General features: G+C 38.6%; 23 protein-coding genes. 15 read left to right on the top strand and 8 right to left on the bottom strand.

What is annotated here, in order from left to right; all coding sequences use genetic code 11:
* Positions 1-51 precede the first annotated feature (51 nt).
* On the top strand, positions 52-888 hold the full coding sequence (locus GT674_RS08700; protein ID WP_161285314.1) for a S8 family serine peptidase: 837 nt from the start codon (positions 52-54) through the stop codon (positions 886-888).
* A 54-nt stretch (positions 889-942) separates the two neighbouring features.
* On the opposite strand, the gene GT674_RS17115 is transcribed toward GT674_RS08700, so the two are convergent.
* Entirely contained in the window at positions 943-1,113 is a 171-nt protein-coding gene (locus GT674_RS17115) for a hypothetical protein (RefSeq protein ID WP_005428285.1), read from the bottom strand.
* A gap of 156 nt (positions 1,114-1,269) precedes the next feature.
* Between GT674_RS17115 and GT674_RS08695 the strand changes: the two genes are divergently transcribed.
* Positions 1,270-1,650 (top strand): TnpV protein, encoded by a 381-nt coding sequence (locus GT674_RS08695; RefSeq protein ID WP_005428283.1) that lies wholly within the window; start codon positions 1,270-1,272, stop codon positions 1,648-1,650.
* 309 nt (positions 1,651-1,959) lie between these two features.
* Positions 1,960-2,625: a PBECR4 domain-containing protein gene (locus GT674_RS08690; RefSeq protein ID WP_005428282.1), complete on the top strand. Its 666-nt coding sequence runs from the start codon at positions 1,960-1,962 to the stop codon at positions 2,623-2,625.
* A 411-nt stretch (positions 2,626-3,036) separates the two neighbouring features.
* Here GT674_RS08690 and mobQ read toward each other — a convergent pair whose 3' ends face one another.
* The 6 genes from mobQ to GT674_RS08660 all read right to left on the bottom strand — a co-directional run bounded on the left by mobQ (position 3,037) and on the right by GT674_RS08660 (position 8,172).
* Positions 3,037-4,746, bottom strand: a complete 1,710-nt coding sequence (gene mobQ, locus GT674_RS08685) for a MobQ family relaxase (RefSeq protein WP_023924145.1) — start codon at positions 4,744-4,746, stop codon at positions 3,037-3,039.
* 135 nt (positions 4,747-4,881) lie between these two features.
* A complete protein-coding gene (locus GT674_RS08680) occupies positions 4,882-5,103 on the bottom strand; it encodes a hypothetical protein (protein WP_005428277.1) in 222 nt (73 codons plus the stop codon).
* 169 nt (positions 5,104-5,272) lie between these two features.
* The gene (locus GT674_RS08675) at positions 5,273-6,130 is read right to left on the bottom strand and encodes an ATP-binding protein (RefSeq protein ID WP_005428275.1); all 858 of its coding nucleotides are present in this window, start codon (positions 6,128-6,130) and stop codon (positions 5,273-5,275) included.
* The gene (locus GT674_RS08670; RefSeq protein ID WP_005428274.1) at positions 6,127-6,843 is read right to left on the bottom strand and encodes a replication initiator protein A; all 717 of its coding nucleotides are present in this window, start codon (positions 6,841-6,843) and stop codon (positions 6,127-6,129) included. Before GT674_RS08670 ends, GT674_RS08675 begins: the two co-directional genes overlap by 4 nt.
* 24 nt (positions 6,844-6,867) lie before the next feature.
* Positions 6,868-7,251 carry a hypothetical protein gene (locus GT674_RS08665; protein WP_005428271.1) on the bottom strand — a complete coding sequence of 128 codons (384 nt, stop codon included), beginning with the start codon at positions 7,249-7,251 and terminating at the stop codon, positions 6,868-6,870.
* Between the two features lie 3 nt (positions 7,252-7,254).
* Positions 7,255-8,172, bottom strand: a complete 918-nt coding sequence (locus tag GT674_RS08660) for a ParM/StbA family protein (protein ID WP_009245410.1) — start codon at positions 8,170-8,172, stop codon at positions 7,255-7,257.
* Positions 8,173-8,709: 537 nt separating this feature from the next.
* Between GT674_RS08660 and GT674_RS08655 the strand changes: the two genes are divergently transcribed.
* The 9 genes from GT674_RS08655 to GT674_RS08615 all read left to right on the top strand — a co-directional run bounded on the left by GT674_RS08655 (position 8,710) and on the right by GT674_RS08615 (position 18,651).
* Positions 8,710-9,465, top strand: coding sequence for a hypothetical protein (locus GT674_RS08655; RefSeq protein WP_005428267.1), 756 nt, complete (start codon positions 8,710-8,712; stop codon positions 9,463-9,465).
* Positions 9,458-10,351, top strand: coding sequence for a hypothetical protein (locus GT674_RS08650; RefSeq protein ID WP_005428264.1), 894 nt, complete (start codon positions 9,458-9,460; stop codon positions 10,349-10,351). The genes GT674_RS08655 and GT674_RS08650 overlap by 8 nt, the downstream gene beginning before the upstream one ends.
* Positions 10,352-10,363: 12 nt before the next feature.
* Positions 10,364-11,005: an ABC transporter ATP-binding protein gene (locus GT674_RS08645; RefSeq protein WP_009245407.1), complete on the top strand. Its 642-nt coding sequence runs from the start codon at positions 10,364-10,366 to the stop codon at positions 11,003-11,005.
* Between the two features lie 18 nt (positions 11,006-11,023).
* Positions 11,024-12,442: a Cys-rich peptide radical SAM maturase CcpM gene (gene ccpM, locus GT674_RS08640; protein ID WP_009245406.1), complete on the top strand. Its 1,419-nt coding sequence runs from the start codon at positions 11,024-11,026 to the stop codon at positions 12,440-12,442.
* A 10-nt stretch (positions 12,443-12,452) separates the two neighbouring features.
* Entirely contained in the window at positions 12,453-13,502 is a 1,050-nt protein-coding gene (locus GT674_RS08635; protein WP_005428260.1) for a TIGR04066 family peptide maturation system protein, read from the top strand.
* Positions 13,503-13,515: 13 nt separating this feature from the next.
* Complete coding sequence (locus GT674_RS08630) at positions 13,516-13,752, top strand: hypothetical protein (RefSeq protein WP_005428259.1); 237 nt, start codon at positions 13,516-13,518, stop codon at positions 13,750-13,752.
* Positions 13,753-14,215: 463 nt separating this feature from the next.
* Positions 14,216-15,736 carry a DUF6034 family protein gene (locus GT674_RS08625; protein ID WP_005428257.1) on the top strand — a complete coding sequence of 507 codons (1,521 nt, stop codon included), beginning with the start codon at positions 14,216-14,218 and terminating at the stop codon, positions 15,734-15,736.
* Between the two features lie 115 nt (positions 15,737-15,851).
* Complete coding sequence (locus GT674_RS08620) at positions 15,852-16,946, top strand: S8 family serine peptidase (protein WP_009245400.1); 1,095 nt, start codon at positions 15,852-15,854, stop codon at positions 16,944-16,946.
* 25 nt (positions 16,947-16,971) lie between these two features.
* Positions 16,972-18,651 (top strand): ABC transporter ATP-binding protein, encoded by a 1,680-nt coding sequence (locus tag GT674_RS08615; protein ID WP_005428253.1) that lies wholly within the window; start codon positions 16,972-16,974, stop codon positions 18,649-18,651.
* Positions 18,652-18,987: 336 nt separating this feature from the next.
* Here GT674_RS08615 and GT674_RS08610 read toward each other — a convergent pair whose 3' ends face one another.
* Complete coding sequence (locus tag GT674_RS08610; RefSeq protein ID WP_005428247.1) at positions 18,988-21,231, bottom strand: tetratricopeptide repeat protein; 2,244 nt, start codon at positions 21,229-21,231, stop codon at positions 18,988-18,990.
* 243 nt (positions 21,232-21,474) lie between these two features.
* Between GT674_RS08610 and GT674_RS08605 the strand changes: the two genes are divergently transcribed.
* The 3 genes from GT674_RS08605 (at position 21,475) to GT674_RS17780 (ending at position 24,934) form a co-directional block, all read left to right on the top strand.
* Complete coding sequence (locus GT674_RS08605) at positions 21,475-22,386, top strand: recombinase family protein (protein WP_330585514.1); 912 nt, start codon at positions 21,475-21,477, stop codon at positions 22,384-22,386.
* On the top strand, positions 22,383-23,975 hold the full coding sequence (locus tag GT674_RS08600; protein WP_005428244.1) for a recombinase family protein: 1,593 nt from the start codon (positions 22,383-22,385) through the stop codon (positions 23,973-23,975). The genes GT674_RS08605 and GT674_RS08600 overlap by 4 nt, the downstream gene beginning before the upstream one ends.
* Before the next feature lie 86 nt (positions 23,976-24,061).
* Complete coding sequence (locus GT674_RS17780; RefSeq protein ID WP_330585507.1) at positions 24,062-24,934, top strand: S8 family serine peptidase; 873 nt, start codon at positions 24,062-24,064, stop codon at positions 24,932-24,934.
* Positions 24,935-25,080: the final 146 nt, after the last annotated feature.

Raw genomic sequence — 25,080 nt, 5'->3', positions numbered from 1 at the left:
AAGAGAAAATGCATATACTGAAATAAATGCAGAAACAGAAATGAGACAGCAATGCCAGATCAGAAAGTCGATAATCTGTTAAATTTGTCTATGGATGCTACACCGAAGGAAAGGGAAAAATCAGAAAATTTGAACGTGGGATATGATCCGAAGACCAGACGGTGGGATGTGATCGTAAAATACAGCGGTCCGGAGAGTGGACTTGCCGGAGTGGGGATCGAGGTAGTGTCGCTGCTCGGAGGTTATGCGATAGTGACTTTGCCAGAATCAGAGATTGATGCATATTCAAACAGAGAACAGATTGAGTTTATTGAAAAACCGAAAAGACTTTACTTTGAGACTTTAGAGGAGAGAGCAGCGAGCTGCATACTGCCTGTGCAGGCAGGAAATGATGGATTGACAGGTGAGGAGATTCTGGTTGGGGTTGTGGATTCTGGTGTGGATTATTTTCACCCGGATTTTAGAAATGAGGATGGCAGCAGTCGGATCTTAAAACTGTGGGATCAGAGTATACCCGGAAATCCGCCGGAAGGCTACATAAGAGGAACTGAATATACGAAAGATAAAATTGATGAGGCGCTTGCACTTGGGGAAACCGAAGGCAGGCGTCTTGTTCCGTCCAGGGATTTCAGCGGACATGGGACGGCAGTGCTTGGAATCGCGGCGGGAAATGGGAGAGCATCGGATGGGGTGAACCGTGGCCTTGCGTACAAAAGCGATTTTCTGGTCGTGAAGATGGGAAATGCACGGCAAAATTCATTTCCACGCACAACGGAACTGATGGAAGGGATTGATTATCTGGTACGACAGGCAGTGAAGATGGGAAGACCGATTGCTGTCAATATCAGTTTTGGAAATAATTATGGATCACATGAACCTTATAATTAAGGGAAAACATAAGAAAACACTGATATTTCCTGTGTTTTCAGGCAATTCAGTGTTTTACTCGGATTCATGTTTGGTTGTTGTTTGAGTCTTATAATACTCGGTCAGGATCATGTTAATCTGCTGGGAACGTGTACGATAGTTCGCTTTTGCATCCTTATCAATCTCAGCAACCAGTTCTTTGGACAAAGTAGTATAGACCTGAATATTGTTGGAACTGATAGCCATGTGGCACCTCCGATTCAATTTAATAGAATTATTCTATCATACTTCTTCGGGAGGGGCAATGTGAACTGAAAATTGAAGAATTATTGTTACTGTAAAATTGGAACGGTCGTAAAGAAAATCTATGAATAGAGAACGATAAGAAAGGTAGAACAGACAATGAAGAAAACAATTTTTGAAGAGATGGGCGGTACTTATATCAGACATGGGGATTATCTTATCCCTGCTCTTACCTTACCGAAGGAAGAAGAACAAAGGGTTGTCGGTGTATGGGGACAAAGACATTTGCGGTATTTGAAGGAATACCGCAGATTGCTATATCTGAATATGCTTACAAGCGGCAGGCTGAATGGTTATTTGGCTGATATAGAAGAACAGGCACAGGAACGCTTTGAAAGACTTGTAGAACAGATGAAACAGGCACAAGGCATTACAGAACAGCTAAAGGTGGAAAATGTCTTGGAATGGATAGGAAGAATGAACAATATACAAGTATGTGCGAGGGAGATTGTGGATAAAGAGATAATTTATCAAGAATGAAATGTAAGATAAATAGTGTATAAAATGTAGCAGGGCATCATAAGATAAAATTGTAATTGCATTTTCCACATAGTTCGTGTAAAATGTAATTAGAAAAGCTGTGCATCAGCGGTGGGTTGACACCTAAAATCTGATACGTTTTCCGAACGAAGGTGTCGGAGGTTGGCAGGCAACGGAAAAACCTGATATTTTCCAGACGAAGGTGCTGGAGGTTGGCAGACAACGGAAAAATCAACCATGAGAAGGGAATGTTTAGTGCTGCGGCGTGAACATTCCCTTCTCTAAATTTTATGGGATAAGGATTAAGTTATGGACAAAAGACGTGCAATTCAGATTATGACAAAAGCGGCACAACTATATAAAGAACATCTTGAGGATCAGAAGGTTTTGTTCCTATATGGCTTACCGAAAGAGGTGAATAAGCAATTACAGGAAAGTAATAAGATTTTGTCATCTGTACAGGGATATGAAGTTGTTTTCCATAGATACAATTTTTTACATTTGACAGGAGTTCGATTGAATAAAAAAGAGACAGCTTCTGCAATTCATTTTTACCAGAAATGCCTGGATAAGCGATTAACAGAAAATGATTTTGTTTTTGCAAAAGATGGCTCTACGGGGCAAAAATTGGATATATTGGAACGTATGATGCTTATTAAGAAAAACGTAACAATGATAGGAGAATTTACAGATCGAGGACCGAAATTATATACAGAAAAAGCTGCCGGGAATATATGTGGTTGTATTGGCTTCGTAAAAGATAAAAATACGAAATTAAATGTACCGAACACATTGCTGAAAAAGGACATCAGAGATGTAACAGCACAGCCTACATATAAAGTATTTGCTGTAATATCAAAACACTATACAGATGAGAAATATACAAATCTTGTGAAGATGGACAAAAGTATTGATTTGAAAGAGTGTTGTTTCTCAGAAACAATAGAAAATATGATAGATAGAGAAAATCTATAATGAAATATAAAGAAACCATGCTACTGCTTTTTGTAACAGTATCATGGTTTTATTGTTTGTCGTCTATATTTTAAGTTGATTATTACTTTACAAAATTGGCAATGTTATAATTATCATTGATTTTAGAAGAAGGGAGTATCGAGGGAAATTAGTGGAACTGGTTTTGCAAGCATAGCGTTTGGATATCCAAACGCACTTTGGGAGCCCCCCAAACCCCATTTGTTGGCTTTACAAAGTAGGAATTTTTTGCTCAAGATAAAAAGAGAGTGCGTAAGCGGAAAGAAATCAAATTATGCTTACGCACTTTGTGCCTCACTTTTGCTCGGTGGTTAGCAGTTTGTGAATTATTGGGATGAAGCAATATAACTGTTTTGAGAAAACGGGATATTTTTTATATTAGTAGTTTAAACATTATAGTTCTGTGTTGTGCGATTTTTGCCTGGATTGAACAGGATGTTTTTTTTGCAATTCCTGTTTCCTCTGATATTCAAGTTCCCAGGTACGATGAGAGAAGCTATAGGGATCTTCCATATTGAGATCATCCACTTCATGGGTTGCGATATCACGATAGTGATAGTCATAATATTCACCAAAAGTACCTTTGAGCTGCTCAATCAGTTTCTCTCGGAAAGTAGGTCGTATCTGGATTCTGGCATCCAGTAATTCTGTATATTGCTCTGGTTTAGGCCGGAGTTTTTCCTCTTGGAAAGCGACAGCATCTTTTTCAAGCTGCTCTTTGAGAGCCATATCCTGAGAATCGAGAATATCCAGATTCTTATCCATCTGGTCGTATTTTCTGGAAAGGCTCGCCATATCTTTCTCTGTGGAGCATTCAGCCTGAAACAGCAGCTGTTCTTTGGCAGATTTCAGTTCCTCGATTTCTTCTGTTACGGTTGTAAGCTGCTGGTTTAACTTTATATGCTGGAAAGGATTTAGAATACTGGTTTTACTTTTTTGCACATTTAGTTCTTTCTTTTCAGTAACTTTCGCTTTGAGCTTTTTCTTAATGGTATCATATTTATTTAGGATAGGACGAAAATGCTGCATCCAGTCATGGATCACTTCTTTTTGCATTTCATTATGAAGTAAATGATATTGTGTAAAAATCATATGATTGCGGATTGCTTCTAATGTTTCTGCAATTACCGGAATAGATTTTTCGACAGCTTGAACCAATTTTTTTATCTGTGTTTTTAATTCCCGTAGTATTCTGTTATCCGCACGAACCCGACGGTTGATTTCACACCGGTCTGCTATCATGCCTTTCTTTTCCATATTCTGGGCAATGTAGCCTTCGTGGATGGTTGGCTGTTCAGTGATTCCCTGAGCTGCAAAACTGCGGTGATCAATGGCGGCATTTATCTGATTAAGGGCAAGCATTTTATTTACGGCATCTGCCCAGTTTGCTCTCCAGAGGCAGAGCTGTTCCTCACTGTTCCATTGTTCGGAAATCGGGTTTTGTCTGCCATACCGGGTGCTTTTTGGATGTTTGTCGATACGTTCATAACCTTTCTCCTGTGCTGCCGAGGGAGTCAGATATACTTTCTTTTTCCCAGCTTTATAACGATACTGTTTTTCCCAGCCCTCTTTCTGAGCATCCTTAAATTCAGAAGCAGTAAATCCCTTTTCCTCTCCATCTTTGATGCATAGATATTCTTTTTCGGTTTTATACTGCCATGTTCCGTTTTCGTTTAATGGACGGACAGTAAGTAGAATGTGTGCATGGGGATTGTGACCATCTGTATCGTGAATGGCGAAATCGGCACACATTCCCATATCTACAAAATTCTTTTGAATAAAATTCTGAAGAAGAGAAATATTGCTGTCTTTATCCAACTCAATAGGGAGTGCGACAACAAATTCTCTTGCCAGTCGGCTGTCTTTTGTTTTTTCAGCAGCTTCTACAGCATTCCAGAGTTGCTCCCGGTTTTTCCATTTAGGCGGAGCCATAGGGGGAAGCATTACTTCCTGATAGATCAGTCCATGTTTTCGGGTGTAGTCATGCTGGATGCCATCGTAATCATTGTATATGCGGCTACAGCTCATATAAGCAGATGCAGCGACAGCAGACCGCCCGGAACCACGGCTGACGACCTTGGCTTGCATATGATAAATTGCCATATCTGGCACCTCCTTTCGATGTTGCCTGCAACAGCGGATAGCCCTCGGCAGAGCGCACGAGCCCCGTAGGGGATACCACCGCCCGATTTATCGGGTGGTGAGTAAGTGCGCCCTTCGGGAGTAGAACTTGTGTATTTACATTCCTCTTAGCCGGAGCATCAGCTCCCGCTTTAGGGTATCTAAATCCATTTCTTTAATATGTGGAGCAATGCTTTCCAGAATCGCTCCTTCTTGAATCAATCTGCGTGTTCTGGCATTACGTTCCTTTTTACGGTTTCTTGCTTCGATTTCTTCCAGTCTGTGTTTTGCCTGTAAAAGCACTTTTTCTTCTGGTGTCATAATTCTTTTATTTGCCATATCTGGCACCTCCTTTTTATGCCCGTATCCGGGCGATTTAGTTTTAAAATCTTGTGGTTTAGTACTATAGTTTTAGATAACTGACAGTGGCATGTCTCTGGTGATAAATAAGAAAAGAAAGTAGTACTACTGTCAGTGAAAAATAGTTATTGTGCGATGCTGCTTTGTTTCAACTCTGGTTTGAAGTGTGATTATCTAACAGAATTTTTTTCGTTTTTTTTAAATTAGCTGTTGCATTGTCCTGACGGATATTCCGGTTATTGATACGGATGGGAACACATCTCTCCAGAATCCGGTCATAAATTCGCTTGTGTGCGATATCAGCGGCGTTATTCAGCTCTGATAAAGTGAGATTGGTTGTTATGATCAGGGGCTTTTTACTGCGGTAACGGCTGTCAATCACATTGAATACCTGTTCCAGTGCAAAGTCAGAGTTCCGTTCAATTCCGAGGTCATCAATGATCAGAAGGCTGTAGCGGTTTAAGCTGTGGATGAACTGATTCCTGTCTTCAAAATGCATTCCGGTAAGGGTATTCAGAATCCGGGAAAAGTTGGTCATCAGTACCGGGACGCCTTTTTCCAGAAGGGCATTGGCAATGCAGCCTGCAAAGAAAGATTTTCCAGTACCGACATCGCCCCAGATGAGAAGTCCGGAAGCGTTTGCTTTCATCTCTTCCCAGTTACTTACATAATTGTGTGCAAGTTTCATTTCCGGATTGCTGCCGTTATCTTTGGCAAAGGTGTAGTCATAAAGTGATTTGTCCTGTAAGCCGCTGGTTTTGAGATGCTCTATTTCCATTTGCTTTTCATGAAGTTTTCTCTGGGCTTCCTCCTGTTCAAAGATCTCCTGCTGGCACTTACAGCGGATGGAAGGAATAAGAACCTTTCCCTGTAATTCATGCCTGCACTGTCTTGGCGTATTGCATTTGGAACAGTAGATCAGGTGATTTGTTTCGTTAAAATATTCATCAGACTGAAGCTCTCTGTTTGGTGTGATAGCTGTTGGTTTTTCTGTAAATGTTGTCATAATGTTTCGTATTCCTCACTTTCATAATTTCGTTGCCGGGAAACAGGATGATCCTGTCTTGCCCAACGGATGATGGTAGCTGCATGGTTTTGGTATTGCTTTCCGGTAGAAGCCATATAACCGGATAAGCGTTCCATATAGTCCTGCCAGTCAGGGATTGTCTGCCGGATATTTTCCAGCTCCGTCTCTGACAGAAAAACATTTTGAAATGTTCCATAGGGTGAGCGTGGCTCTTTACTCCCTCTTATTGTTAAATGGTTCTTTTTTATCTCTTTCTTATTACTGGACAGTTTTCTGTCTGTATCAGGGAAAGAATCCTGTCTGTCAATAGGACAGTTTTCTGTCTGTCTTGAGGAAAGAATTCTGTCTGTATTGCTGAGGGTTTCTTTCGGGATTTTTACATAGATCCGATTAGGGTGTCCGGGTCCCTGCCGTTTTCGGAAGATAAGCTCTTGTTTTTCCAGTACTGCCAGAGCAGTTTTCACCGTCATCTGGCTTTTGTGGAGAACTTCTGCCAGTGCTTCAATCGTAAAGTAGAGGAACACATGACCATTTGTATCTGACCAGCCCTCATTTTTCTGGGAAAGCCTTGCACGGTCGAGCAGGATCATATAAAGCATTTTGGCAGTTTCGTTTATTTCCATGTCCAGAAGAAAACGGGGAAACATCATATAAGATGGCAGGCTTGTGTCTGCTGTCAGAAAGTCCGTCATGTGTTCACCTCCAATCACAATGGTTTATTCTCCAAGAAAATCCCAGTCTATATCACGATCCGGCTGTTCTTTTTCAGGAGCTGGAAAGGGCATCCTGATGGGGGATTCCCTTTCCAACATGCCTGCAGTCAGCCCGGACAGAAAAATCGGCAATGACTGTTTCAGGCTGTGTTCTACTGCTTCTACAATCTGTTTCACAAAAAGTTCTTCCCGTTCCCTTGTTTCCAGATAGGGATCAGCCTGAGTGCGGTAGTAGCGGTCAAAATAATCGACCAGTGCAAGGGAGATTACCTGGCTGTAAGATTTAAAATTCTGTCTGTCCATCGTCTGTAAATATTCCCAGGCTCTCCGCTGCTGGTCTTTGTCCAGATTAAATCGCAGGTTTGTGTTGCGGATATGGTTCTGCATGGCTTATCCCCTCCTTTTCAGGCTCATATAAGCCAGAGATTCATAACCTTTGGCAGTGGCACAGATATCATCAAGGATGGTAACTCGTGATTTGTCATACGCTCCAAAGTTACGGATCAGGCATCCACCGCCTCCGACCACATACAGGCGCATCAGGCCAGGATTGTATTCATATTTGCGGAGCGTGGCAAAAATATCTGTGACATACTGTCTGGCAACAGCAGTAATACAATCCAGATAAGACGCTGAAATGTCAGCGGTTCCAAACCGCAGAATCTGCTCTACGGTAGATTCTTCAATCTTTACTCCGAAGTTGTCCAGAACAGCGTTTTTAGCGGCAATCATGCATTGGTTTACGCCAAACTTTTCTGTCCAGCACCGGCTTTCCTGTGCTTTCTTATTATTGATATACAGAATGTTCATGGTTCCGTTGCCGATATCTGCAAGAAGATTTGTCCCCTTGAAATCTCCAAGTCGGTTTACGATAGCCGGATATCCCTGCGGGTAAAGGCTGCATCCCACAAAACGGAGATGATACTCTTTGCTGTTAAATCGGTAATGGACTTCTGGATTCTGGAGCAGATAGGAACGGAAATCTTCTCTCTGGTTTCTGATCCATGTCAGAGGAAGCCCGGCAGCCAGATGAACGTCTGCTTCACGGATGGAAAAGACATTCAGTTCCCTTGCAATCGCCATGAGAGTTAGAAGATAATATTCTTCGTCCATAGCTTTATCTGGGATAAATTCTTTGTGTCCTTCGCCAATCCGGTAGTAAATGCCGTTATATTCCAGAATATTCCCGGTGAAGATGGGTTCTGTTTCATAGGCTTTGATTCCGGTTGGTGTGACGGTATTTGCTGTTTTCATGTTGCCGTAGCCGTGATCTACAGCAATGATTTTTGTGTTTCTGAGTTCTCGCATAAAAAACACCTCCATTTTCGTATTGATTAATTCAGCAGGCTGTACCGGTGTGGTACTGCTTTGCTGTGAGATAAGCATACGAAAGTTGGAGGAAAAAGACATTGAGGGAAAATTGAGTTGGAATTGAAAAATAGGATATAATTTTGTAAAATAGAGCAATTTCTTTAGTTTTTTATAGCCCTGCATTTTTTTGTTATAAACGTTCATTAAATGTTGACATGTTATTATATAAATAGTAAAATTGTACAATAAAATGCGGAAAGTTGGATGGAATTTATTGAATTATAATAAAACTAATCGTACTTAACTGGCGGCTTATGTATTTGTAGAACTTAGAATAATAGAAAATTTAAAATATTATCAATTTTTACAGCTGTTGCAATGCTTTCAGTAGGAACAACAGTTTTTGCAAGTCCTTAACTGTTGTTTGATAAGGAGTGTAGTTTTATACAAATAGTGATATTATTGCAAAAAACTAGGATTTTATAAAAATAAAAAAATCAAGTCTATAGCTGTTTGAAGTGAGGAGAAAAGCGTATGAGAAATGTGTTGGCAACGGACATAAAAAACAATATTCGAAGCATTCGCTTTATTTTGGGGATTTTTCTAATCGTTTCGGCTACCCTGATGTCTGAGCATGAGATGTTGCAGAAGATCATAAATGCAGGCGGATCTGCAGAAGGACCAGGCTGGTTCGTAGCATACACCTATTGTATGAACAGCGTTAATATGCTTCTGTTTGTTCCCATTGCCGTTGCTTTTGCGGGTGGAGAGAATACGGAGGCTGAGCTGCACAGTCGTTTTTTTCTGTTCAGTTATATCCGTTCAGGGAGAAAACAGTATCTCGTAGGAAAAGCAGCAGGATTGTTGGTCTCCGGAGGTTTGACAGCTTTTTTAGCCATGGTGTTCCTTCTTGTAATCTGTATACTGAGGTTCGGTCAGTATCCTTCTCTGATTGACGGAAATTATGAGATGGCAGTGCTTGTGGGCAGAACGGCGGTAAGCTTTCTGAGATTGTTTTTAAATGGCGCTTTTTGGGCGCTAATTGGCGGTACGTCGGCTGTCATAACAAAAAATCGCTATATGTCCTATGCCGTTCCTTTTATTCTTTATTATGTCCTGACCGTATTTCAGGAGCGTTACTATCAAAAAGCATTCTTTCTGAGTCCCCGCTATTGGGCGGCGTCTATTTACTACAATGATATCTTCTGCATTGCTATATTAGCGGTTGGAAGTTTTTTAACGGCACTGATCTTTATGTGCGCAATAGAAAGAAGGTTGCGGTATGCGTGATATTAAACAGGCTTTTTGGATTGCAGGCCAGAATTTCTATGGATGGAAAAAAAGTCCGAGGATCTGGATGACCTTTATTTTGGCAGCTATATTATGTCTGATGCTGTCGGATCAGATTATTTCCCATGCGATAAAATATGAGACAATCCTTCAGGTATTCGAGCCGTTTATTTGGACATATGGGGATGCATCCTCTGTTATGCTGTCCTCCCTGCTTTTAATCCTGCTCTTTGCGGACATGCCATTTATCAGTCAGGCAACTCCGTATTGGCTTGTACGCACAAAACGGAAGATATGGCTTGCGGGTCAGATTATCTATGTGATCCTGGCGACTGTGATCTATAATATTTTTTTGGCTGTGATGCTTGGAATTATGGGAGCTCCCTTTTCCTTTACGGGAAATGTGTGGAGCGAAACAGCGGCAATGTTGGGCTATGGCGGTGGGGAGAGCATAACCGTTCCTGTTTCCATAAAAACAATGGAAAGCTCAACTCCTTATATGTGCGCAGCAATAGTGTTTGGACTTGTACTTTTATATACTCTTTTTATCGCAGTTCTCATGTTGTTTTTAAATCTGGCTGCGGGAAATATGGCAGGGGTGATCGGTGCTTTTGCAGTCAGTCTGTATGGGCTCCTGCTGAACCCAGATGTTTTCCGGAAACTGTTTCATTTTACAGAAAGTCAGGAATATAGGGCGAACGTGTTCTGCGGCTGGCTGTCTCCGTTGAACCAAGCTACCTTTCCCATGCACAGCTTTGGTTATGATTACCTGCCAGGGATCGGGATGAGCATGTTCATATTTGCAATATTAATCATAGCGCTGATCGGCTTGTCAGCCGTCCGAATTAAGGGCTATAATTTCTCTTTTACGCAGACAAACGAATAAATGGAGGGCAAAATGGAATATGCAATCAGGTTGAAGGGACTGACAAAATCCTTTCAAAAAGAAAAAGTATTAAAGAACATTACCCATGATTTTGAAAAAGGGAAGATTCATGGGATTATGGGGTTTAACGGTTCAGGGAAAACCGTAATGTTTAAATGCATCTGTGGATTTTTACAACCTGAGAGCGGCACAGTGCTCGTAGGGGGAAAACAGATCGGGAAGGAGCTGGACTTTCCAGATTCCGTAGGCATTATCATTGAAAACCCTGGCTTCTTTCTGGATCTCAGCGGTTTTGCGAATTTAAAGAGACTGGCGTCTCTGAAACACCGTATTTCCGATGACGATGTGAGGGCGACGATGCGTGCCCTAGGGCTTGATCCTCTGTCTAAAAAGAAGGTAGGACAGTATTCTCTTGGAATGCGTGAACGTCTTGGTATCGCACAGGCAATCATGGAAGATCCGGAGCTTTTGATATTGGACGAGCCTTTTAATGGTCTGGACAAGCAGGGGGCAGGAGAGGTCTGCGAGCTTTTGCGGGGATTAAAGGAACGAGGGAAGACTATTCTTATCGCAGCACATAACATGCTGGAGATCGAATGGCTCTGCGATACGATCTGTGAGATGGATGCAGGTGTCCTGACGCAGATAAAATAAAAATACGGGGGAAAGAATATGGGAAAGGTATTAATTAAATGCATTCAAACACCAATGCAGAAATATTTTTATGATCGTTCTTTGGATTCTGTAGTTATGGTGAATGATGAAGAATATCAGATATTAAAAACTGTGGAAAAGACAAAATTGGTTCCTGATGGAGTGTTAAGACGGTTTGTGAAAAGTGGATTATTGCGTGAGACTGCGATAGAAGAAATTGAGCATCCTGAGACAGAAAACTTACATTTGTTGGCAGAACATTATATGGGCAATCTGATTTTGCAGGTAACTCAGCAGTGTAATTTGAGATGCAAATATTGTGCATATTCTGGAAACTACTATAATCGTTCCCATACGTCAAATAGGATGGATTTCGAGACAGCCAAAAAAGCAATAGACTTTTATTTGAAAAGAAGCGAAAAAGCGGATCAACTTGCATTATCATTTTATGGGGGTGAGCCTCTTCTGGAATTTGAATTGATTAAGAAATGTGTTTCCTATATTTTACAACGTAAAGGGGATAAAAAAATTCTTTTTACTATGACGACTAATGGGACTTTAATGACAGAAGATGTCATAGAATTTTTGGTAAAATATGAGTTTAATCTTATGATTAGCCTTGATGGTGATAAGAAAAGTCACGATATAAATCGAAGATTTAAAACAGGAAAAGGTTCATTTGACATTATTTTAGAAAATTTGAGTAGACTGAAAGCTTACAATGAAGAGTACTATTCAAAAGTTTTGTTTAATTGTGTTATTAGTTCTTCATCAGATCTTGAAAATATATATCGATTTTATTCGGAAGAAGAGCTGTTTGAAGCAGGGACAGTGAATTTCAATTATGTAAATCCAGTTGGTTTAAAAGATGAGACATTGTCGCGCATAACACAAAAAAATTTCAGAGTACATCGACTAGCATATATAAAGATGATTTTATCTGTATTAGAGAAGCGAAAATGGGATGCACAAAGTCGATTGTTGCGAAGAGAACTGCAAGATATTGAGTTATTATATGAACAGCTACATAGTCATGTTGCTGAAGGCAAAAAAACACATCATGGTGGTCCATGCATTCCTGCAGTTAGAAGACTATTTGTGGATACAAAAGGTGAATTTTTTCCATGTGAAAGAGTTTCGGAAGAAGATTCAGAAATGTGCATCGGAAGTTTGGATTCGGGATTTGATTTTGATAAAATGAGTTTCCTACTTAACCATGGTAAGATGATTAAAGAAAAATGTTTAGGATGTTGGAATTTGAGAATGTGTGCATATTGTTTGGCGCAAATTCCAAAAGATAATCAGATATTAACAGAAAATATGTTGCTACAGCAATGTGAAAACTCAAAAGAAAGTACACTTTTATTGCTATATAAATTGTGTATACTTGTTGAGTTTGGATATAAAGGAAATGAAAATTTGCAAGTATTAAAATAAAGGAGTGCATATGGAAAAATTAGTTGTGTTTCCATTAAATAATGACACAGAAATACTTATCAAGGGATTGAAAGAAAACAAATTATATCAGGTGGTTGCGGTATCCAGCTATATAGAAGATAGGAGTAGGCTTGAACTATTACAAAAGAAGAGTTCGATATATTGTAGTACAGAATTTGAAGAATGTCTTACTCGAGCTGATGCTATTGTTTTTTCAGAAAATACAATGGGATATAGTTATGACGGATACCAAAAAAGAGTGCAAATGGCATTAGACTCAGGGAAAAAGATTTATGCTGGTTTAGCACTGCTAGATAAGATTCAAATTGACAGAGATAAAGTATGTATATTACAGGAAAGTGAATTGTCAGATGAAGTTGTTTCGCCAAATAAAAAAGAAATAGATATTCCGGTAATATCAGTCATGGGATTGGGCGAAAATTGCGATAAATTCCAATTGCAAGTGAAGATTAAAAAGGTGATTGAAAAACAGGGGTATCGTGTACTGGCACTTTGCTCTAACGTTCTCGGTGGATTTTTAGGAATGGAAAATCTTCCTGGCTTTCTATATTCAAAATTCATGTCTTATCCAGAAAAGATTATTGCTTTAAATCATTGGATACATACAAAAGTAAAACAACAGGAGTACGATGTGATTCTTGTGGGTTGCCCTGGTGGTGTTTCGGAATTTGAAAAATATGAAACAAATTATTTTGGCGAGTTACCTCTGATTATTTCAAACGCATTGGATGTAGATATAGGCTTTTTGGCTTTGTATAGGTATACTGATTTGAATTATACTGTATTAAAAAATATAAGCGATTTTGTTCTAAGAAAATATAATACACCAGTGAAAGAATATATTCTTTCACGACAATTTTATAAGGCGGATCATGAATGGAAAAAGATACGGTATTATACCATGGAGGATATGAATGAAAAACCAGCGATACCTGAAAATTCTGAATATCAAGTCCTTGATATATTTGATGATACTAAAATTGAAAAAGAAATTTTGAAAATTTTGGAAGAACTTGCAAATAATATTTTTGTAATATAAGTGAGGAGATAGGATGGAAGAGCTAATTAAAAATGTGATATTGAAATACACAATGATAAAAGTAGAAAATTCAGAACAGAATCTATTGGATTTGCCTGTAGTAGAAGAGTGCTGGATATATGTGATAATGGAATTAGAGAATACATATAATTTGCCGATTATAAAATTGCTGGATGATATAAAAGTGGATGAGTTTAATTTGCAAACAATATGCGATAAATTAAATCACATACGAAAAGTAGCATTTTGAATTAGTTTATTCTATATCCGGAAATTATAATATGAAATATCATATATCTGTTTCTCTTGGCACCAATGAAGCGGAAATATTGATATTATTTTAACAGAAAGGAGGAGAACCGTATGAAGAAACTCAACAAAAATATGAAGAAAAACAGGAACACGATTGAGTCTTTTGGGTGCGTTTGTGGATGTGGTTGCCCATGTTCATATTGTGCTGCGACTTGGTTATCTCAGCATAATGCGGATGCTTCAAGAGTGGTTATTAGTAATGACAATAGCGTAATGTACTAACAAGTTATAGTTACTAGTACATAGAACAGACTGCCTTATACATTAAAATAAATAAGGTAGTCTGTTTCTAAAAAATATACGAAAACGTTAATAGTGTCAGGAAGGTATTTATAAGTTAAAGAGTTTATAATTGAAGTTTCGTGAAAAAGCGACAATTCTATAAGATATATGGAGGAAAAATGAAAAAAAGTGTTCTAGCAATTATGGTAGGTGCGTTGTGTATTATTCTTTCCAGCTGTCAGGAAACACCAGAGGAGAGTTCGGTAGTCAGCAAAGTGGATGGGATTAGCGAGGCGGCTGTCTGTGAACCTCTTAAAAAAGGAGAAAAGAGAGAGACAAATGTTCCAACGCATTGGAAATTTGAAGAAAAGAAAAGCAACGACCGTGTGGTTATCCAGGCAGATATTAAGTTGGGCGAACAAAGCATTGGCAATCTTCCAGTCATAGAGATGCAAAATCACGAGTTAACGCAGGAAGAACTGAATGGATTGATTGATTATTTTACGGACGGTGAGGAACTATATATGCCACAGATGGTGACAAAGGATGCGTATCAGGAAGTGTTAGACAGGATTTCCAGCAAGGAAGGAAGTTACTTGCAATCAGCATATTCTACATCGATTGCAGGGATTCAAAACGCAACCCGAGAGGGGATGGAGCTTGCACCGGATGAAGCGTCTGCACCGGAAAAGATGGAGATAAAATTTCAAAAAAAAACAGAGGATCACGGTGTGGAAGCGGCACGGAGTTGGATGAGTACTGAATTGGAAAACACAGATACAGAGGATTATTTTACTGCAGATGTGGGCGAGGACAGGAAGGCATATATAGAAGCAGAGCGGTATAATCAGGAAATTGACAATGACAGTAGTTTTCTCTGGATGGAGGGTTCTAATTTTATAGAAGAAGAAACAATAGAAACTGAGGAAATGCAGAGTGAGTATTACAGTAGCTTTGGCATGGATACCAACGGCTATACAGAGAAATTTCATGAACTGGCAGATGCGTATCGAAAGTGCATGGACAAGATCACCTTTACAGAGGAAGATGGAAAGGAACAGGCAGAACAAGTTTTAGAGGATTTAGGTATCGATGGAATGGGCCTTGTAGATTCTGATCGTACCGTGTGGTTCCCGAATGGCGCATGTTCAGAGCGCAATGGTCTGGGACTTGGTAGTGATGCTTTGTGGCAGGGAGATCTGGATAGAGGATTACCGGGATATCTGTATTGTTTTTCGAAAAGTGTAGAGGGTATTACTTCAGTTCCTGATGGCGTGGTTGCGGAAGAAACAGTGGATAGTTATGTGCCTCCGTTCCAGGTAGAAACAATCTCTATTCTGATAACAGAGGAAGGAATTAAATATTTTAAATGGGATGGGATATCGGAAGAAGTCTGTACGGTGACGGAAAATACAAAGCTTCTGCCTTTTGAAAAAATACAGGCAAAGCTGACAGATCAGATTTTTTATTGGTATTCCGGAAAAGGCCAGTCTGCCAACGACACTACCGCACTGGAGTATGATGTGGTAAACGCAAAATTGCAGTATACTTATACCACAGCCTATCAGGAGCCGAAACACGCATGGTTGGTTCCAGCATGGATTTTTACTGTCAGGGAAAGTATTGGTGGAAATTCTCTACAGGAGCTTTCTTATGTGATCAATGCTTATGATGGCAGTGTGATTGGAGAAGCATATTAGGGTTCAGCGACACTTGAATTTTTATTGACCATAGAATTACAAGGTTTATCATGAGAATAATAAATATGCGATATTTGGCTTGGATATATAACAGGTAAGAATAGGAATAGTGCAAATGATTAAGCTCGCATTGATTGATAACGGTATACCTTATCATATGAGAAATAACAGGAATCAAAGGATTGTTCATAAATCTTTTTTGGCTTCTAAATGCGATCCAAGTGAGTATAAAGACGATAAATCATTCCATGGCGCTGTATGCGTCGGAATTATCACAAGCATATGTAGTGATATAGAATTATGGGACTTGAATGTGACTGACTCTGCAGGAACAACACAGATCACAGTTTTGCTGGAAGCTTTGGAATGGTGTATTCAAAATAAAATAAAGTTAATTCACATGAGTCTTGGAACAATCAATTATTTTGATATTAAACCCTTATGGATTCAAATAAAAAGATTACTTGATGCTGATGCGATTATAGTAGCAGCATATCATAACAGAAATATAAAGACTTATCCAGCTGCATATCCAGGTGTTTTTGGTGTCAGGCAGGATCGTTATGGTCTTTTGGGAAATGGTCAAATTCTGTTTCAAGAACAAAAAGGTTATAATATTGAGAATTCTATTATAGCAAATTTTTCGTGGAATGGGATCGTAAATCAAGCCAATAGTTATGCGGCTCCTGTTGTCACTGGACATATTGCTACATATTTAAACAGAAAGCCCACAGCAGGATTTGATGATGTTATGGACTTTTTGATGACTATAGCAACGCATAAATCTGATTATCCGGATATACTAGAAAATGTAATAAGGGATAAAACCAATATAGAGATACCGGTAATTGCCGGTATTGATTTAGATTACGAGGAAATGATACAGCTAAAAGTGATGTTTAGTCAGAACGGTTATTACGCAATAAATCTGCAGAAAAATCCTTTAGATGAAAATGTAATTCCTTTAGAATATTATGACGATTCCAATGAGTCATTGAACGATATCCTTTATACAGTATATATAGCTTATGAACCTGATATTATTCTTTTGAATCAAGAGGAAGAAATATTTGAAAGTAGTAAGGCATCAGATATAGATATGTATATTGTGCGTAAAAATAATATGTATGAATTGTATGCAGAAGATCGAATAGGAATAACTTACAATATAGAGGATATATATGAGCTTGTTTGTCAATATTTTGCTTAACGAATAGTGAGGATGGCAATTGGATATGAGAGAAAATGGGAAAACATGGTATCGAATTTGTAAAATGTTGTGTGAATATAAAAAGTATTTTCCAGGGATTATCTGTTGCCTTTTGGGTTCATCATTCATAACGTTTATACACCCACTGCTTATAAGACAAATAACAGATTGTGGTATATTGCAGAAAAACATGAAATACATTCTTTTATTTTCTGTTATATTAATAATAATTTCTTTAACCCAGCAAGAGTTAAATATAATCCAAACAAAATTATTTTCAAATGTACATAATCAGTTTACACATTCTCTCTATAAAAAGACTTACTGGAAAATCAATAGGATGAAAATACAGTATTTTGCTGAAAGAGGAAGTGCAGAGATTATAAATACAATTGGTATGGATATTGATAATGTGTCATCTGTTGTGGATCAGATTACTCAGTTTTCTATATCATCAATTCTCCAAATAATAGGAGGAGTAGTTGGGCTGTCCTTATTAGACTGGAAATTAGCAATATTGATAGAAGCAATTATTCCACTGAAATTTATAATAGTGTCCTATTGTGCAAACAAGAAACGGGAAGTGTTTGAACAGTGGATTGAGGATAAACGAAAGTTTATGAGTTGGTTTGCCGAGTGTATAAATGGAATTCATGAAATGAAGCTCTGGAATCTGTTTCAGGTAAAAAAATCTCAATTTGAAGGTCTGCAAAAAGATTTGATGGATTCATATAAAAAGAACGCAATGCTAGATGAATATAGTACTGTCAGTGTTGTAGTAATAGACACGGTTGTAAATGCGTTATTATATATATTAAGTGGGCTTTTTATAATAAAAGGAGAATTCACTATAGGCGGAGCATTTGCTTTTATTACATATAGTGCATATGTTGTAAATCCAATTTCAGCATTGATAAACATTAAATATTATTTTGCGCAAATTGAGCCATCGGCAAAACGTCTTTTTGAGTTATGGGGACAACCGGAAGAATTGGAAATGAAATTATGTGAAATGAAACCTGAGAAAATTTATCAAGATAGGGATATGGTTTTTGAAGTAAAAAATCTTGTCTTTGGTTATGAACCAGGACACCCTATTTTAAATGGTATTTCACTATGTGTAAAAAAAGGGGAACGAATTGCGATCGTAGGAGAAAATGGAAGTGGCAAATCAACACTTTTGAACCTTTTGGCGGGATTCTACCGGCCACAAAAAGGAATAATAAAATTGTATGGAGCTCCTGTGGAATTGATGGATATACAAGATATGAGAAATAGAATTGCGGTTATAAGCCAAAGACCATATCTATTCCAAGGGACTATAGAGGAGAATGTTAATATCGATGGAAAGGCGTCAAGAGATGCAGTTGTTGAAGCATGTAGAAAAAGTGGTGCTTTAGGTTTTATTGAAAAATTGGATCATGGATTTGGACAAAAAATTGGACAAGATGGTGCAAAACTTTCTGGAGGAGAAAGACAAAAGATAGCTGTAGCTAGGGCTCTGCTGAAAAATGCAGACATTTTACTTATGGATGAGGCTACAGAAGGATTTGATGTTGAATCAAATGAAGCTTTACGTGAGTTATTACATAGTGAATTAAAAAATAAGACTATCGTTTTTATTACGCATAAGTATAAAGAACTGGAAAGTGTTGATAAAGTATATCGCCTTTCAAAAGGAATTTTAGAATTGGTGCGGAGTTAGAGATATAAATTTCTAATAGAACTGAGCCACTATGCATTTGACATATTGTATCAAACAGTAGGTTGATGACGAGATGATTGTAATGTATCGCAGATTGAACAAGCAGAGGAGCATATTTACAAGTTCTCAGGCATTGATGAAGGCAATATACCTAGACTATAAAAAATTTGAGATAGGAGGAGCGAAAAGTGTCAAAAAAAGAAAAGTGATCCTTATGTAAACGCTCCATGTCTAAGAAAAAATGGAAATGGACAAGCGCCTAGTCTTGGAGTGTATCTCAAAACTAGGCGTTTACATTATTGAGGCAATATATTTTACAAGTGTTTGTAGGAACCGTTAGTGCTTGGTGAGAAGAATACTTTTTGCCAGAGCAATTCCAGCTTGTGGATACAATTCTTGAATTGCTTGATATTTTTCTTCAATCAATTCGGGTTCGTCTGCCCATATATCCTCATAAATTTTCAAGGCTTTTTTAAAATGGGTTTTCGCTTGCGAAATATTTGCAGTGATCAGGCAGATACTTCCAAGGGATTCCTGTACCTGGGCATAATCCAAACAGTGGTTTGAATTATATTCTTTGATAATCTGTGCTAATTTCTGAAGAGCAGACAGGGCAAGGTCAGGTTCTTGTATTTCAATTAAGAGGACAGCATAATTATTAATCTGAGGAATACTGTCATTAGTATAAAGAAGCTGGTATTGTTGTAAAAGAGAGATACCCATTTTCATGTGCCTTTTAGCGAGATCAAGTTGTCCGTTGATTCGGTAAAGCCCTCCAAGATTGGAATGGAGGTTGGAAACCAGGTGGGCATTTTCTTTTGTGGTTTCTTTTATTTGAGCAAGTGCTTCTTTTTCTAATTTTATCGCTTTTTCTGTTTTGGGTTCCAGAGTTGCCTGATAATCCAATAGTAAGGCACGGTCAGATGCAGTCCCGTAAGTATTTGCTTTTATAAAATGCTGTAGTTCCTGGATGATTTTTTTCATACCCTTTTGATAGTGGTACTTCTCCATATATGGAAAAACATCTTCTAAAAATAACAGGTATTGGGGAATATCGTCCTTTTCAATGAAAAGCATGATGTTTTCTACTGTTTGAAATAATTTTTTATAATAGCTAACTTCAATGCCATGCATCAAACATATTTTTTGCAGAGAATCCAATAACGTGTGGCAGCTTGTAACAGAAGGTGCGGTCTCGGAAACTGCAATTTCCTGAATCATTGGATGCAGAGAAATAGTATGCCGGAGACTTGACTGTACAAAACCTGTCTCGATCAGATCATTCACGTCATTTAAAGTAGGCAGCTCCAGCCATTTGGAAAATATACGGGCAGAAATACCAGATGAAGGCATAAAACACATATTGCACATAATATCCTGCTGTTTCCGTGATAAGGAGTATAACGAAAACAGGGTATGGATATGGTTGTAATAGGTGGCTTTTTTGCTCTGACCATCTTTCATTACTTTAATCTTATCTTCATTATGAAGAGAAGCCTTTTCCTCTTGAAGTTTTATCAATAATTGCTCTGGAGTTAAAATTCCATTTTCCAGAAGTTTGGCTGCCAGTTCGACAGCAAAAGTATGGTAGTGTACAGTTTCTATGATTTTTTCTACGATTGCCCGGTTTTCCTCTGCTTCTGAATAAAATACAGATGTCAGTTGAAAAAGAGTGGGTATATCTTTCAGTTCTTTTAATTGAAAACTACAGTATTCAGACAGTTGGCTTCTGGTTGTAAATAAAACCCGGCAACGGTATTTTAATACGACTGACAGGCAACTGTCCTGTGTGGATGTGACATTAAAATTGTCTATGATCAGCAGTGTATCAGATTTCAAAGAGCGTAAGAAACGGTTATGTCTTTGAAAACGTTCCTGCTCACTGATTTCTGGTGGATCATCAATAAAATCCATGTCTACAATATCTTGATATAGATTACCGGTGTATTCCATATAGAGAATATTGGTGTACTGTTTTCTGTATTGCTTTGCATAGGCTTTAGCAAGCTCGCTTTTTCCAATTCCGGCAATTCCATAAAGAAATATATGTCGGTTCTCTTCAAACAAAGTATGGAGTTCATCCAGTTCTTCTTCTCTTCCTAGAAAATGACGGCATGGTTTTGGGACTTCGCTGTCCATAATGTAATCCAGAACAATCGGAGATAGAACACCTCCTGCAATCAGTTTTTGATTTCTTGTATCACGTTTAATAAATTGCCGTTCCATACCAAAAGAAAGTACTTTTGCTAAAAACAACAGCCTTGAATCAGAAGGTTTATATAGAGATACAAGTTCCTGCTTTTTTGTATCCGAAATCGTATCGTCCTGTATGAATAACGTGTAAATGTCCTGTATAACCATGTTGCAGTCTGCCATTAAGGGAAGTAAGTTCCGCTGAATGGTTGTTGCCAGTTTTTTCTGATTGCTGGGTTTTGCATAATATGAGGTTATTTTGGGACTGATTTTTGCTTGTCCGGTTATCCAGCGGCAAATTAGACCATTATCCATAGAAAAATCTTCATTTATCGGATCATTCATAAAATCTTCAAATAATTCGTATAAAAAATCAGGTTGGTTCATCTGATTGCTTTCACTGATTTGATTTTTTAGGCATGTGCTAATAGAAGAAAAATCACATCGTTCCAACAGAAATCCCTCCTTTGGTTTTCGTGTTTTATATTCTTAAAGTCTTTTTATTATAACACGAACAAATGTTCTGGACAATAGGAATTGATACTGTATAGGAAGAAAATGAATCTTAAAAACTCAATCTGCGGTCAATTTCAATTCAATGTGATTGGTGCAGAATAATTTTAGAATGTAATCAGGCTTTCGAAAGCCGAATTCAATTCATACAGAACTTTTGTACAATCCTGCCGGCATCCGGTCTACACTGGGGCGGTTGTGATTCGGAAACATGAAAGACCGTCTTATAAGCTGAAATACAAAAAGGCAATTCCCCTGGAAGAAATGGAGCTGGTGCCGGATGCACATGAGGCAATCATTTCTAAAGAAGAGTTTGATAGGGTTCAGCAAATAAGAAAGGGGCGCAGAGTTTCCTATTTTGATAAAAACAATGAACCACATAAATATGTGGGACTGCTCTTTTGTGGGAAATGTAAAACAGCCATGCGAAAACGTTATCTGGCATCTCATAAAGACTATGACGGATATATGTGTGGTTTTCATCAGAAGCAGGGGCAGAATTACTGTGAGCTGAATCATATTACATTTGAAAAGCTGGATGAACTGGTTGTATTTGCAATCAACCAGCAATTGAAACAGATGAAGATGGATATGAAGAATCTGGAAACTCAGATCAGACAGAAACAGCCGGAACTGGATGGTAAAATTGCAAAATTGCAGGCAAAAATAGAAAGAAATCTGGAATACCGGAAACGAGCATATGAACAGTTTATGGATGAAGTACTTTCCAAAGAGGAATATCTGGAATTAAAACAGATGTATGAAACAGAGAATCAGAAATATCAAAAAGAATTATCAGAACTGAACCATGAAGAGCAAAGGCAGCGGGCGGCGGTCAATGAAACAAAGATATGGTTGGAGCACTTTAATCGCAGAAGAATAACGGTAAAGCAGCTTACCAGAGAAGCGCTTGTGGAGTTAGTTGATAAAATTTATGTATATCCAGAGCAGAAAATAGATATATATTTTAAGTTTGCTTCAGTAGAGAGTTCACCAGATAGAATACTTGAGAAAGATGGGGTGATATGATGTATCAGATGGGTGTATATTGTCGTCTGTCGAAGGATGATGGAGAGAATAAAGTTAGTGAGAGTATTGAAAATCAGATGAAACTGATTCGTGAGTATGTGACTAAATCAGAGGATCTGGAAATCGCAGATATTTATATTGATGACGGTTATTCGGGGCTTTATTTTGCGAATAGACCGGAATTTCAGCGGATGATGGAGGATATCTACAAAGGGAAAATTCAAGGCGTTATTACGAAAGATATTTCCCGGCTTGGGCGTGAACATATTGAAACCAGTAACTATATTGAGCGTGTTTTTCCATCTTTGGGTGTGCGTTATATTGCAATTTTGGATGGCGTGGATTCTGTTCATCACAGTAATGAAGAATTGGCACAGTTTAAGACGTTGTTTAATGATATGTATAGTCGTGATATATCTAAGAAAATCAGAGGTGCATTGACCGCCCAGAAGAAACGGGGACAGTTTATGTCTGGGTTTGCCCCATATGGATATGTAAAAGATCCGGCAGATAAGCATCATTTTCTTGTAGATGAAGAAGCAGCTAAAGTGGTACGGAGAATCTTTTATATGAGTTTGGAAGGATATTCCAGGGATGGTATTGCAAAGAAACTGAATCAGGAAGGAATTCTGACACCGTCAGAGTATAAGAGAAAGGTGCAGGGATTGAAATATGCCAATGCATTAGAAAAAGCGGGTGCAAAGGGCTGGGCATATCCTACGATCAATGTAATTTTGCGAAACAGAGTTTATACAGGGGCTATGGTACAGCATAAATCAGAAAAGATATCCTATAAAGTGGAAAAGTATCAATATATTCCAGAGGAACAGCAGTATATTGTGGAAGGAATGCACGAAGCAATTATTAGCAAAGATACTTTTGAGCAGGTACAGGAACTTATGAAGAAAAGAACACGGACACCGGGATTTAATAGCGAAGTGAGAAAGGTAAATCCATACGCAGGAATTATTGTTTGTGGAGATTGCGGATATAATTTCCAGAGGGTTACTTGTCGGGACGGTTATGAGTGCGGTACCTATCACAAAAAAGGAAACACAGTTTGTTATTCTCATTTCATTAAAAAAGAAGTATTGGATTCTATTGTAAAAAATGAAATCCAAAGACAAGCGGAACTGGCACTGAAAGAAAGTGATAAGGATGAAATATTAAAAGTAGCAGATAGGAAGAAGGAGGTGCAGAGACGATGTGCAGAAGCAGACCAGCAGATTGAACGGTTACAAAAAGAACTTGCGGCTGTCCAAAAGTATAAAAAGAAAACTTACGAAAATTATGTAGATGGTGTTCTGGATAAAGAAGAATATCTCTCCTATAAGGCAGAATATGAAAAGCAGGATAAAGATATCAGGGCGAAGATTCAGTTGGCAGAACAAGAGAAAGACAGCTTTGGAGAGGCAGAAGAATCTTATGAAAACTGGATAGAGAAATTTATCAAGTATGGAACATTATCCGAAGTGACAAGAGAAATTGTGACAGAATTGATTGAAAAAATTGTTGTGAATGGAGATAAGAGCATTGATATTGTATTTAAGTATCAGTCGCCTTATCCGGTAGAAAAACAGGCAGTGTAAAGACTGCAAATTTTTTTACAGTAATTTTCCCCTAGTTATAATGAACACATCGGGGAGATTCTCTACTGGAAACATATATCAGCAATGTGGCGAATGTAGGGCGTTCTGTCATCTGTGTCGGAACCGGAAATAACGGAAATGACAGGATCCATACAGCCGGAAAACTCCGGCAGGGACAGACAGAAATGCTAGAGATGAGTATTGGACCTTATGAGACAACATTAAATTTACAGTTATGGAAAGCCTATGCAGATGAAATTGAGATTTCTATAGAAACGCCATCCGGTGAAAAATTACCGGGACTTTCTGAGAAGATCGGCACGCAGAGATATCGTGCAGGGGAGACAGATTTATTGATCTACTACGGGAAGCCGGGGCCTTTTCAGGTGACACAGGAGATTTATTTCGAGTTTATTCCGGCAGGAACTTATCTTACAAGTGGAATCTGGAAAATGTATCTGCGTGGCAGACGCATCAAAGAAGGTAATTATAATCTGTGGCTTCCTGGCGGAAATATCCTGAACCCGTTGACCGGATTTTATCGCCCGACAGCGGAAGAAACACTGACAATCCCTTCAACAGCGGCCAGGGTGATTACAGTAGGAGCATACGATTCCAGGCTGAATGCATTTGCAGATTTTTCAGGCCGGGGCGGAAAACAGCTGGTGTATTTTAAGCCGGATCTTGTTGCTCCGGGCGTGGATATCACAGCTCCGGTACCAGGAGGCGGTTATTCAGGCATGACCGGAACTTCTTTTGCAGTGCCCTTCGTCACCGGAGCGGCGGCACTTATGATGGAATGGGGAATTGTCAGGAAAAATGATCCGTTTCTCTGGGGTGAGAAGGTAAAAGCATATTTAAGGCGTGGTGCCCAGCCCCTGCCCGGGTTTGAACAATATCCAAATGCGAGTACAGGGTGGGGACGACTCTGCGTTTCAGGGAGTATTCCTGAAATATGAGAAATATAAAATTTTTATCACCATTATGTTCCTGTTGATAAGGTCCTTTCCATGGATCCAGTCACATTTTTTAACATAATATATAGCAAGAATTCTCCTTCCTCTACAGGTGGGAGATGAATTGCAAAAAATAAAAAAGAACACTT

Source organism: Blautia sp. BIOML-A1 (genome assembly GCF_009883055.1).
Taxonomy (GTDB): domain Bacteria; phylum Bacillota; class Clostridia; order Lachnospirales; family Lachnospiraceae; genus Blautia_A.
This window is presented reverse-complemented; position numbering and strand designations above follow the sequence as displayed.

Coding starts and splice junctions, on each gene's coding strand:
- GT674_RS08600 (WP_005428244.1), top strand. CDS start 22,383: ATGATGTATCAGATGGGTGTATATTGTCGTCTGTCGAAGGATGATGGA.
- GT674_RS08630 (WP_005428259.1), top strand. CDS start 13,516: ATGGAAGAGCTAATTAAAAATGTGATATTGAAATACACAATGATAAAA.
- GT674_RS08665 (WP_005428271.1), bottom strand. CDS start 7,251: ATGCAGAACCATATCCGCAACACAAACCTGCGATTTAATCTGGACAAA.
- GT674_RS08690 (WP_005428282.1), top strand. CDS start 1,960: ATGGACAAAAGACGTGCAATTCAGATTATGACAAAAGCGGCACAACTA.
- GT674_RS08635 (WP_005428260.1), top strand. CDS start 12,453: ATGGAAAAATTAGTTGTGTTTCCATTAAATAATGACACAGAAATACTT.
- GT674_RS08615 (WP_005428253.1), top strand. CDS start 16,972: ATGAGAGAAAATGGGAAAACATGGTATCGAATTTGTAAAATGTTGTGT.
- GT674_RS08675 (WP_005428275.1), bottom strand. CDS start 6,130: ATGACAACATTTACAGAAAAACCAACAGCTATCACACCAAACAGAGAG.
- mobQ (WP_023924145.1), bottom strand. CDS start 4,746: ATGGCAATTTATCATATGCAAGCCAAGGTCGTCAGCCGTGGTTCCGGG.
- GT674_RS08645 (WP_009245407.1), top strand. CDS start 10,364: ATGGAATATGCAATCAGGTTGAAGGGACTGACAAAATCCTTTCAAAAA.
- GT674_RS08625 (WP_005428257.1), top strand. CDS start 14,216: ATGAAAAAAAGTGTTCTAGCAATTATGGTAGGTGCGTTGTGTATTATT.
- GT674_RS08670 (WP_005428274.1), bottom strand. CDS start 6,843: ATGACGGACTTTCTGACAGCAGACACAAGCCTGCCATCTTATATGATG.
- GT674_RS08610 (WP_005428247.1), bottom strand. CDS start 21,231: ATGAACCAACCTGATTTTTTATACGAATTATTTGAAGATTTTATGAAT.
- GT674_RS08700 (WP_161285314.1), top strand. CDS start 52: ATGCCAGATCAGAAAGTCGATAATCTGTTAAATTTGTCTATGGATGCT.
- GT674_RS08650 (WP_005428264.1), top strand. CDS start 9,458: ATGCGTGATATTAAACAGGCTTTTTGGATTGCAGGCCAGAATTTCTAT.
- GT674_RS08655 (WP_005428267.1), top strand. CDS start 8,710: ATGAGAAATGTGTTGGCAACGGACATAAAAAACAATATTCGAAGCATT.
- GT674_RS08680 (WP_005428277.1), bottom strand. CDS start 5,103: ATGGCAAATAAAAGAATTATGACACCAGAAGAAAAAGTGCTTTTACAG.
- GT674_RS08660 (WP_009245410.1), bottom strand. CDS start 8,172: ATGCGAGAACTCAGAAACACAAAAATCATTGCTGTAGATCACGGCTAC.
- GT674_RS17115 (WP_005428285.1), bottom strand. CDS start 1,113: ATGGCTATCAGTTCCAACAATATTCAGGTCTATACTACTTTGTCCAAA.
- GT674_RS08695 (WP_005428283.1), top strand. CDS start 1,270: ATGAAGAAAACAATTTTTGAAGAGATGGGCGGTACTTATATCAGACAT.
- GT674_RS08620 (WP_009245400.1), top strand. CDS start 15,852: ATGATTAAGCTCGCATTGATTGATAACGGTATACCTTATCATATGAGA.
- ccpM (WP_009245406.1), top strand. CDS start 11,024: ATGGGAAAGGTATTAATTAAATGCATTCAAACACCAATGCAGAAATAT.